The organism is Salinimicrobium xinjiangense DSM 19287 (assembly GCF_000423585.1).
GTDB lineage: Bacteria > Bacteroidota > Bacteroidia > Flavobacteriales > Flavobacteriaceae > Salinimicrobium > Salinimicrobium xinjiangense.
The window spans coordinates 160097-170739 of sequence record NZ_AUIG01000011.1 but is presented as its reverse complement, the minus strand read 5'-3'; the positions used below and the strand labels follow the sequence as shown (position 1 = coordinate 170739).

Genomic DNA, 10643 nt, shown 5'->3' with positions numbered 1-10643 from the left:
ATCACTCCAGCCAAAACCTTCTTTTAAAGACATCATCCCCACCAAAATCTTCACCGAAGCATTGGGACGACCGGTAGACGAAAAAAGAATAGCAAATTTTTCTTCATCAATCCTGGAAATAAAATACTTATAAAAAATATTGTACCAGGCCTTTGGATCGTTTAGCTTCTTATCTTTCTTGTCATCAAGCAATTGGCCAAAACCAGAAAAGAGATCTGATTGAGAAGAATTCTGAGTTTTTCTAAACATGATAGTGAGTTGGAAAGTGGTTTAAAGATAGTCCATTCTTAGTATTATTCGAGTAATTTTGTTTTTAGAGTGGACTCAAGATTAAATTTCGTGTTGTATCTAATTGTCATTTCTACAGAGGAATTTCTTTCGGTAAAAAGACATGGCGACGAGAGATCTCATGATTGAACATTTAAATTCCAATAGTTTTGGCTAAAGTCCCGGGAAGATAAATGTTTAATCCTTCGGCTAAAGCCGGAGCCAATTCACAATAAGATAAATTTTGGAAGTTTTATGGAGGCAATGAATTGCCACCACCTTCAGGTGGTGGTGGGTAGAAAATTTAATTAAATTGGGCTTTAGGCTCAAATATAAAGGGATTTAAAGCCTTCAAAGTTCTCTTTTTCCCGATACTATTTTAAAAACCTCCAGATTTTAAAAATCGAGCAGACGAGAACACAGATTACGGGAGCCTATTGCTCCCGGCTCATATAAATATTCATAAACAGATTATGCGCCATATTCCTGGCTCTGTTTTTTGCAATGTTAGCTCTTTCCCCCTCGAACAGTTCGTCAAGCGTTTGGTACCACATGGTTAACCATTCCCCGAAATGTTTTTGCTCAATAGAATGTTCAAAATGCTCGTCGACCTCCTTGTGAGCTCTCATGGGATTTCCTCTAAATTTGCTAACCATGAACAGATTGGTTTCCCAGAAGTCGGTCAGCTTCTCCAGGTGGGCGGGCCAGTCGTTAATAGTTTCATTAAAGAAGAAGCCAATATTTTCATTGGCTCTTACTTTGTTATAAAAAGTAGAAACCAGGAGAAATACATCCTCCCGGTTTTGAATATCCTGTTTCATTAAATGTTTTTTAATATCTCATCCAGACATTGATCAGTAGCAGAATACTGCTCAAAACCAGACTCAAAATTAAGCTATTAAAAACAAACCTGGGTTTCATTTGAGCAAGAACCGATACCAGGTAGATCATTGCTCCTACCAGTACCAGAAATAACTGGAACATTTGCATAAAATCATGACCATTCATTAAAATAACCATTGCCGCGGCAGCTCCTAAACAGGTTGTAAGGATGATTGCAACGGCTGAATATCCCACAAAAAGGTCCTCAAAATCTTTGTAAAGTGTGTTGTAAAGTCTCATACCTATTTTTTTTTGATGAGGTAAAATTAAAAGTATGAGTGCCCGGAGAATATGATCTGAATCATAAAACCGGACATTTATATCCGGTAAGCTTTAATTAAAAGGTTCAAAATGAGCTTTTAACGGTAAATTTTTCGTTTCTTTATCTGTAGCTCTCCCTTCTTCTCCAGGCTTTTTGTAGCTCTAATAACGGTCTCTACTCTTAAACCGGTGAGATCTGCAAGTTGTTGCCGGGTAAGATCGAGGCGGTAGTCGAATTGTCCTTCCACCTTATCAACCTGTTTGAGGTAATCAATGATCCTTAAAATGCGATGCTCCGGTTCCTGACTGGATATTTCTGAAACCATTATAGCTTTATAATAAAGCCGCTTTGCCAGGGTAGTAGTAATCTTTAAATGTACTTTGGGATTAGAGGAAAGCAGCTCCAGGAATTGCTCTTTGGAAAGCTGAAAAACCTCGGCCTCAGAAATTGCTTCAGCGTTTGCGGGATATTTGACGTTGGCAAGTAAAGGAGGTTCTCCAAAACTCTGGCCTATCGAAAAAATTCCCTGTATGAACTCCTTACCGTCCTCGTTGTAGTTGTTCATTTTGATCTCCCCGGAAACGATCTGGTAAAAATTGTTGGCCGATTCTCCTTCGCGAAACAATTGGTCCCCTTTTGAAAAAGAGACTCTCCTTGCCCCGTATTTTACCAACAGGTTTTCGTCGATCATATAACTACTGGTGAGATTTTATAAGTTGTACCAGGTCAGATTTTGGTACAACCCCAGATTGACGCCACAGCTGCTGCCCGTTCTTGAACAGGATGAGGGTTGGTACTCCACGAACCTGATATTTTGCTGCCAGTGGCTGATTCTTATCGACATCGATCTTTACGATCTTCACGGCATCACCCAGATCGGCTTTGGCCTCCTTAAGAATAGGAGCCAGGGTTTTACAGGGCCCGCACCAGTCGGCAAAAAAATCGACGAGGACCGGCTTCTCATCATTGATGATCTCATTAAAACTACTTTTCATGATCTTTCTTTTTTAAAGCCATCTAAAGGTAGTCAAAAATGATAAAATTTTTAATGATTACCTGATGTTGTTAATTCTGTTAAAAGCTTCTTCTTCCAGGGCCGCTCTATGATTGGGATGTGCGATGGAAATTAAGGCTCTGGCTCTCTGTTTTAAATTTTTCCCATAAAGATTTACCACTCCGTATTCTGTAGCGATATAATGAACATGCGCTCTTGTAGTGGTAACGCCTGCGCCCTCCTTTAGATAGGGAACAATTTTAGAAACTCCTTTAGCCGTTACAGATGGCATGGCAATGATAGCTTTTCCGCCTTCAGAGAGAGAGGCACCCCGAATAAAGTCCATTTGTCCGCCCACGCCTGAATATTGATACTTTCCAATGGTATCTGCACATACCTGCCCGGTTAGATCAATTTCTATAGCACTGTTGATAGCGGTGACCTTTGGATTTCTTCTAATAATTGCCGTGTCGTTGGTATATGCCGCTTCCTTAAAATGTACAAGTGGATTATCATCAATAAAGTCATAAAGTTCTGGCGAACCCATAGCGAAACAGGTGACAATTTTACCTGTTTTAACTTCCTTTTCTTCGCCTGTAATAATACCTTTTTCTATTAGCGGGAGTACCCCATCAGAAAACATTTCGGTGTGAATGCCCAGCCGCCTGTGGTTGGAGAGATTGCTAAGAACCACATTTGGTATTCCTCCAATCCCCATTTGCAAAGTAGCGCCGTCTTCTACAAGTTCTGCTACATGCTTTCCTATTTGCTGCTCAATTTCTGTAGGCTGTGACAGGTGATGAACGTCTACCGGTACATCAACTTCTGTGGCCGCAAAGATCTTGCTTACATGTATAATTCCGTCCCCATGAGTACGCGGTACCTGCGGATTTATTTGTGCTATTACCTTCTTAGCTGTTTGTATGGCCGGGAGGGTGATATCCACAGAAACTCCTAAAGAACAGAAGCCATGCTTATCTGGAGGTGAAACCTGGATGAAAGCAACATCCAGAGGTAGTATGTTCTTTCTGAACAACAGGTGTATCTCACTCAGGAAAATTGGAATATATGCACCATATTTTGAATTGATGGTTTCCCTTACGTTTCCTGCTGCAAAGCAACTGTTGGTGTAGAAGGCTTCCCGGTATGGCTCCTCGGTGTAGGGAGCAGGACCTTCGGTGTGGATATGGATGATCTCCACTTCCCTTAAATCACGGTGCCGTTCAACTAAAGCTTCTATTAAAGTTTTGGGAGTCATTGCAGCACCCTGGAAAAAAATCCGGTCTCCAGATCTCACATGGGAAACTGCTTCGGCAGCCGATACTATCTTCATAGAAATTATTTTTTTACAAGTAGATTAAAGTCTATCTCAATCACGTCTTTCACCACGATCATTCCAAAGAGCTTTTTTGGAGGCTCGAGGTTAAAATTCTTTATATTGACCTCCAGTCGACCCCGGAATTCTGCTATTTCACCATTCTTTATATTCACAGGTACCTCATATTTCTTTTGTTTTTCGGCAATAGTGATATTTACTGTTGCCAGGCCCCGGGAAGGAGAAAGCAGAGTGACCTGATTGATCTCTAACTGAATTCTCGGATATTGATCTGTTTTAAGCAGGTCGTGAAAATCACGGTTTATCCCTTTGCTTCCGCAGTCAAAGCCACGGTTATTTAAAGAGAGTATTGCTCCTGTAAATTTGATCTCGTTGCCGGTCTGGCTATAAGTGATCTGTTGAGTGCCATTAAGGTAAGAGGTTTCAAATTCACACTGGAAAGCGGCAATATTCGAATCCCCTATGATAGTAAGATCACTGCCCGGCAGAACCGTTACATTTCTTTTCTGAAAATCCTGTGCGTGACTCATCGCACCAGTGAAAAGCACCAATAAAACAAACGCAATTTTTTTCATTTTTTTAAAGGTAAAAAAAATGGGGGAAATCATTTCCCCCATTTCGGCTAGTTCAAACGAATCTTGTTGCTTAGAAGCTGATTACGGCTTCAATGTTGAATCCGTTGAATTTGGCGTCATCATAGATGGTTCCGGCAGGATAGTCATTGTACTGCTGGTTTACATACTCCACTTTTGCAAGCACGTTTTTGGTCATAAACCATCCACCACCTACATTGAAACGATTAACGTTTACATCATCTCCAGATCCAAGTTCACCATTTACTGTGTTGTAACGGGCACCTACGTAAAAGTCTTCAGTTGCACCAAAGCGGTAGATAAGCTCACCTGCATACTGATTCCAATCATTATTTTCAGTTGATGCATTTTCATAGATTCCAAAGAACTCTAATCCGCCTACTTTGATGAATGGGTTGATCATGAAAGAAGTAAGTTCTGCTCCAGTGGCAGGGTTTATTCTACCAGCTCTGAAATCACCTTCTATTACATTGTAGTATCTTGTTCCTGCACGGTCACCACTGTAAAGGTATTGTGTAGCTCCTCTTGCACCAATAGGTCTGTAACCAGAGTGAAATACAGATCCGGTTAATCTAAATCTGAAATCTTCACTTATTTGCTTGTCGAAACCAAGTTTTGCAAGGTATGATGGGTCTCTGTCTGTTTCTATGGAACTTTGGTTGATAGTACTGTTGGTAAAACCAACCATTGCTAACCATGGACCGTTCAAATAGTAAACCTCTGCACCAACTTCAGTAGTAAAGCTATCCATTAAATAGTTACCTACAAATGGGTTGTAAAGAGCCATAGCGTTGTCAGATCTTCTAAAGTGAGCGTCACCATAGTTATTCTCCATGTGACCAATTTTTACTCTCCAGTTGTCCATAATCCCTGCCAGGTCTTCGCTGATCCATTCCAGACCATCGATTTGGATGTATCCACCTTTAACATAGGCTTCATTGTGGTGTAAAGAAGAAAGATATGTTCTCAAGTGCATTCTCATACCTGGAGCTAAAAGAACATCAAGATCAAGGTTTGCCGTAGCAAGGTTAAAATTAGTTCCCAGTTCGGCAAGATCGTCAGCAGCATTTTCCTGGCGTAGACCTTGTAATTGAATTGTAGAAGCACCACCCAATCTTACCTGTACACCATCAAAATCATAATCAGTATCTTTTGTTGGTTCGAACTCACTAATACCACGTTGGTCCGGAGCTCTAAAGTTAGGAAGGTCTCTGTCCCAAATTGATTTGTTCTCCTCTTCCACGACGATGACATCTACATCTTGTGCTTGTGCCTGAAAGCCAACGGCCATCATAAGAGCAATACTTGAATATTTAATTAAATTTTTCATTGTGATAAATTAAAAGTTGATAGTTGAAATTTTAAAAATTGTTTTGTATTAGCATTATTTGGTGAAAACTGTTTGAAATTTAACGGTGACTTCATCTCCGGTAGTAATGGTTCCAAACATTGCAGTTGGAGGATCTACCTTATAATCGGTCATTTTTATTTTATGAGCTCCCGTGAGGGTGATTCTGTCGCCTGAGACTTTAGCATCAAATACCATATCTACTGTTTTCTTAGTACCTGCGATTGTCAATACACCGGTTGTAGCGATTTTACATGAGCTTGTGGAAGTACAGTCAAGATTGTTCACTTTAGATAACTGGTAAGTGATCCTTTTATGCTTATCGGTGTTCATGGCCTTATAAGCATTTTTGTCCATTCCGCTTTTCCCGCTTTTCAAGCTTTCGGCAACAACTGCAAAATCCAATTGATCAATCTGCACTAATTGTCCGTCTTCCATTTTTACTTTAATAGCTCCCTGGAGTTCCTTAGCAGTCATTTCCCAGTCGTGGATATTTGATGTTCCTTCAACCTTAACATTAGACGCTGCACTGTTTACATTAAATGTTTGTGCTATTGTTGTGCTGGCCGAAAACACCATTACTAAAAAGCTTCCGATTACTAACCAAAGGTTTTTTGTCGTTTTCATGATTTCTGTTTTTAATTATGGTACAAAGATGGGGCACAAATAGAGTTTATATTATGACGCGGGTCAGCTTTCGGGCAGATTCTTATATATGCATAATAAAATATTATGTTCTCTTTCACATTTCTATAAGATCAATAGAATTCAGGTTTTAGATGCTCCCGTGTCTGCTCATATCTCTATAAATGTGATCCTTCTCATATTTTGACATGGCAAAATTGAGAAAAAAAAAGAGGGAAAGCCTTGACTATAATAAGCTTAAGGTTTTTTTAACCTCAGTGGATAATTCTATAAAGAAAAAGCCGACAAAAAGGTCCTGATTCCTTAAAATTGAGTGACCCATAAAAGGATGCTATAACTTTTTTTTAAGATTTTAGTGGCAGGAAGCGGAGGATGTGATCTCATGACCTATGGAAGCCGGAGATATGTATGGAATACCAAGCCCTAATCCTCTTAGGATAAACAGGGCGCCAATGAGCACCACAAATACAGGAATAAATTTCTGAATCTTTCTCTTCATTGTTCCTCCCAGAAGGGAGCTGAAATATACTGCAGTGGTCATCAAAGGAATGGTGCCCAGACCAAACAGGAGCATATATAAACTCCCCGTATAAATGCTTCCGGCCGCAATTGCTCCGAAGACGGCCATGTAAACAAGGCCACATGGCAGGAATCCATTTAAAAAACCTATAGTGAAAAAAGTGTCAGGGGATTTTTTCTTTAATGCAGCTCCAAGAGAGGACTTAATTCGTCCAATAAATCTATATAATGGCTGTGACAAATTGAATTTTTGAAACCTGCCTGACGGGAGCAGGATCACAAGGATCATAAGAATGCCTATCCCTATTGATAAATGCTGTTGCAATCCGAAAAGATTCAGGCTTTTTCCAATAAGTCCAAAAGTCAGGCCTATAAGGCTATAGGCAAGTAAACGGCCAAAGTGATAAAGAAGGATCTGGAGAAATTTCTTCACCTCATTGTCCCGGGAAACCGGCAGCATAAAGGCAATAGGGCCACACATGCCAATGCAGTGAAAACTACCCAGTAAACCTAATATGAAAGCCGTATACAGCATTAATAAATAATGTCCTGTTTAAAATAAAATTTCTCATCCTGGTATTCCCAGTCCACGATGATGTTCCAGCGACCGCCTAACAAGTTCTTATCAGGTACGAGCAATTGATTAGAAGACAGTGAAAGAGGAATCTCACTGTCCAGTTGCTTGTTCGACGGCCGGTATAGGAACACACTTCCTTTAATTGAAGCAAACTCTAATTCTTCAGGAAAACTTATAAGTAAACCTTCAGTAGTTTGTTTCAGTTGAATATTTTCCGAGAGCAGGGTAGCATTCTGTGTTTTATCCAGTTGCTCCTGGAAAGTAAGTTCATTTTTATAATATTCTTCAACAACCAGATCATGGTCGTATGCTTCATCTGTCATCATTGTCACTACAAAAAACATGATAAAGGCTATAAAACTTATAATAGCCAGGACAATGGAGGAACCCCAGGATAATTTCATGATCTTATTTTTTAATTACCAGAAAAACACTGTCTTCCAATGGTTCGACAGAATGGTATTCCCCAACGGGAATCACATGCTCGTCGTAAATGTTTAATTCTTTTCTCTTGTCACCCGCTATGTATATAATAGCACCTTTGATAACAAGTATTCTCGCAGGAATATCACTTTTATGTTCCTTCAGGATAACATCTTTCCCGAGCCCGATAGCCAGAACATGAGAACCCTCTTCCTGTTCAAATCTTTTAACCAGGGGTTTGGATGCTGTAGTCAACTGCTCAATCATATCTTTCAACATAGGCTCTCTTTTTACCTGAAGCTTCTTGGCCCCATAAAATTTGTACTGGTGGTTTCAATTAATTTTTCACCACTGTATATTCCAATTTCCACGTTATTCTTCTCATTTTTTATAAGCGTCCTGGGGATCTCAATGAAGAGGGTCCCTTCTGCCAGACCTTTACCCGGCACCACAATTCTCTCATGGGTAACCGATTCAATACTTCCGTTATGGGACAATAATTTAAAATGTACATCCTCAAAGCTGCCTGTGGTTTTATTTATCAACTTAAAAGTGTAGACATTGCTAATAATATCATTTTCATGAGTCTCATATAATTGTCCGGGTAATCTCAAAACTGTAGCCTCCACATCAGATCGTAGAAATAACATTCCGGAGAGGATGCCAACCAGGACAAAAAGAATTGCCGCAAATCCTTTCATGCGGGGATTAAACTTCATCTTCTCTTCCTTCTCAATATTCTCTTCAGAATAAAATCCTATGAGTCCTTTTGGAAGATCTACTTTCTCCATCATGTCGTCGCAGGCATCAATACATGCTGTGCAATTGATGCATTCCAGCTGCGTACCATTTCTAATGTCAATCCCTGTAGGGCAAACATGAACACATTGGGAACAATCAATACAATCCCCTTTTCCCAACTCCTGTCTGTCCTCATTTTTTTTGAACTTCGACCTTCCCAGGTCTCTTTCACCTCTTTTATGATCGTAGGCAACTACTACAGATTTTTTGTCGAGGAGTACACTCTGCAATCTTCCATAGGGGCAGGCGATTGTACAAACCTGCTCCCGAAACCAGGAGAAAATAAAATAAAACACTCCGGTAAAGATCAATAGCGCGATAAAGGTGCTGAGGTTCTCCAGAGGCCCTTCTGTAATGTATTGTAACAATCTTTTACTGCCTACCAGGTAGGCCAGGAAAACATTGGCGATTCCAAAAGAGATCAGAAAGAACAAAAACCATTTAAAACCTTTTTTCCTGATCTTTTCATTGTTCCATTCCTGTTTATCTAGTCTTATCTGTGCACCCCGGTCTCCTTCTACCCAATATTCGATCTTGCGGAAGACCATTTCCATAAAAATGGTCTGGGGACATATCCATCCGCAGAATATCCTTCCAAAGGCCGATGTGAATAGGGTAATAAAGAGTACCCCTATGATCATGGCGGTAACCCCTATATAAAAATCCTGCGGCCAGAAAGGCTGTCCAAAAATATTAAATTCCCGACCCAGCACATTGAACAACATGAACTGGTTTCCATTTATATGAATAAATGGAGAGGCAATAAGAAAGATCAACAGGAACCAGGTAAGGACTGTCCTGTACCTGTACAGCCTGCCTTGCGGTTTTTTAGGATACACCCAGGCCCTTTTGCCCTCATCATTCATGGTGCCAATCCTGTCCCTGAAGTTGTTTTCTGTTGTATCCAATTCTTTAGTTTAGATCTTTGTGCTTCCTTCTTACTCAGCTTCCCAAACGTCTCCTTCGGGAGCTTTTGGATTAGCGGGAGTTGAACCCTGCAGACTCAATATATAACTGGAAACCTGCTGTATTTCTGTAGGTTTTAAAATTGATTTCCATGCAACCATTCCTTTTCCTGCACGTCCTCCTTCACTAATAGTGTGGAAAACATCCTGAATGCTGCCACCCAGGATCCAGTGTTCATCAACCAGGTTGGGACCAATTCCTCCCCCACCGTCAGCGGCATGACAAGCCATACAGTTAGTATTGTAAAGAGCTTTTCCTGTTTCAAGATCTGAAGCTTCTGTAAGCATTACTACACTTTCTGCATCAACAAGGTCTGGTGCACTTTTCTTGTATTCCTCGACAGCAATTTTTGCAGCAAGCATTTCCTGTTCGAATTCTGCTGTTTGGTTTTCACCTCCAAGCATATGATAGTAAGCCATATATCCCACAGCAAAAATGATGGAAGCATAAAAGGAATACAGCCACCATGGCGGAAGCTTGTTGTCAAGCTCCCTGATGCCATCATAATTATGGTCTAGCTCCAGTTCTCCTTCTTCAGAAATAGGACGGGTTCCTGCAAGTTTTCTGTAGATCCTCTTAAGGTCATACTTCTTCATTCTTTCCTGGTGAGCAGCCATGTACCGCTCTTTGGCTTCAGGAGAAAGAGATTGGAAAAGCACGTTCTCAAGGGCATCCAGAATGAGTTCCGCAGCAATGAGAAAGAGCAAAATAACCACTAAAACTGCCGATAGCATGGGGTATTCTATAAAGGCAAAGTTTTCACCTGAATCAATAAAATATTCCAGGGCTCCTGCAATGATTAAAAAGATGATGGGGATCCTTATCCAGGCCGGAATTGCATGTCTCATAGGTTCTGGTCGTTATCGGTTTCTAAAGGGATTTGTTCTACAGTGTTGATGTAATCTTTTTTGGCGGTAAATACCCACCAGAATAGGGCTACAAAAAAGAGGAAGAAAATGAGCAGGGAAATAATAGGGTAGACCTCTATCCCTGCAATACTCTCCATATGTCCTTTTACGAATTTTAACAT

The 10643-nt window shown here is 40.4% G+C and carries 15 protein-coding genes; all 15 read right to left on the bottom strand.

Annotation, left to right across the window (positions count from 1 at the left end; genetic code table 11):
* The coding region (locus G564_RS0105405; RefSeq protein WP_029036760.1) for a hypothetical protein at window positions 1–249 on the bottom strand (249 nt) is incomplete at its 3' end.
* 452 nt (window positions 250–701) lie between these two features.
* Window positions 702–1088 carry a group III truncated hemoglobin gene (locus G564_RS0105400; RefSeq protein ID WP_029036759.1) on the bottom strand — a complete coding sequence of 129 codons (387 nt, stop codon included), beginning with the start codon at window positions 1086–1088 and terminating at the stop codon, window positions 702–704.
* Window positions 1089–1098: 10 nt separating this feature from the next.
* Window positions 1099–1389: a hypothetical protein gene (locus tag G564_RS0105395; RefSeq protein WP_029036758.1), complete on the bottom strand. Its 291-nt coding sequence runs from the start codon at window positions 1387–1389 to the stop codon at window positions 1099–1101.
* 119 nt (window positions 1390–1508) lie between these two features.
* Window positions 1509–2102 (bottom strand): Crp/Fnr family transcriptional regulator, encoded by a 594-nt coding sequence (locus tag G564_RS0105390; RefSeq protein WP_029036757.1) that lies wholly within the window; start codon window positions 2100–2102, stop codon window positions 1509–1511.
* A 4-nt stretch (window positions 2103–2106) separates the two neighbouring features.
* On the bottom strand, window positions 2107–2406 hold the full coding sequence (gene trxA, locus G564_RS0105385; RefSeq protein ID WP_029036756.1) for a thioredoxin: 300 nt from the start codon (window positions 2404–2406) through the stop codon (window positions 2107–2109).
* Window positions 2407–2463: 57 nt separating this feature from the next.
* Window positions 2464–3738, bottom strand: coding sequence for an acetyl-CoA hydrolase/transferase family protein (locus G564_RS0105380; RefSeq protein WP_037373532.1), 1275 nt, complete (start codon window positions 3736–3738; stop codon window positions 2464–2466).
* 5 nt (window positions 3739–3743) lie between these two features.
* The gene (locus tag G564_RS0105375) at window positions 3744–4316 is read right to left on the bottom strand and encodes a YceI family protein (RefSeq protein ID WP_169578112.1); all 573 of its coding nucleotides are present in this window, start codon (window positions 4314–4316) and stop codon (window positions 3744–3746) included.
* 70 nt (window positions 4317–4386) lie between these two features.
* Window positions 4387–5664 (bottom strand): dehydroquinate synthase/iron-containing alcohol dehydrogenase family protein, encoded by a 1278-nt coding sequence (locus G564_RS0105370; RefSeq protein ID WP_029036753.1) that lies wholly within the window; start codon window positions 5662–5664, stop codon window positions 4387–4389.
* 54 nt (window positions 5665–5718) lie between these two features.
* Window positions 5719–6309, bottom strand: a complete 591-nt coding sequence (locus G564_RS0105365) for a YceI family protein (protein ID WP_029036752.1) — start codon at window positions 6307–6309, stop codon at window positions 5719–5721.
* Between the two features lie 370 nt (window positions 6310–6679).
* On the bottom strand, window positions 6680–7381 hold the full coding sequence (locus G564_RS0105355) for a sulfite exporter TauE/SafE family protein (RefSeq protein ID WP_029036751.1): 702 nt from the start codon (window positions 7379–7381) through the stop codon (window positions 6680–6682).
* Window positions 7381–7827, bottom strand: coding sequence for a FixH family protein (locus G564_RS0105350; RefSeq protein WP_029036750.1), 447 nt, complete (start codon window positions 7825–7827; stop codon window positions 7381–7383). Before G564_RS0105350 ends, G564_RS0105355 begins: the two co-directional genes overlap by 1 nt.
* A gap of 4 nt (window positions 7828–7831) precedes the next feature.
* A complete protein-coding gene (locus G564_RS0105345; RefSeq protein ID WP_029036749.1) occupies window positions 7832–8125 on the bottom strand; it encodes a cupin domain-containing protein in 294 nt (97 codons plus the stop codon).
* An 11-nt stretch (window positions 8126–8136) separates the two neighbouring features.
* Window positions 8137–9555 (bottom strand): cytochrome c oxidase accessory protein CcoG, encoded by a 1419-nt coding sequence (ccoG, locus tag G564_RS0105340; protein WP_029036748.1) that lies wholly within the window; start codon window positions 9553–9555, stop codon window positions 8137–8139.
* A gap of 30 nt (window positions 9556–9585) precedes the next feature.
* Window positions 9586–10461 (bottom strand): cbb3-type cytochrome c oxidase N-terminal domain-containing protein, encoded by an 876-nt coding sequence (locus G564_RS0105335; protein WP_029036747.1) that lies wholly within the window; start codon window positions 10459–10461, stop codon window positions 9586–9588.
* Entirely contained in the window at window positions 10458–10643 is a 186-nt protein-coding gene (locus G564_RS0105330; protein WP_029036746.1) for a cytochrome c oxidase subunit IV, read from the bottom strand. The genes G564_RS0105335 and G564_RS0105330 overlap by 4 nt, the downstream gene beginning before the upstream one ends.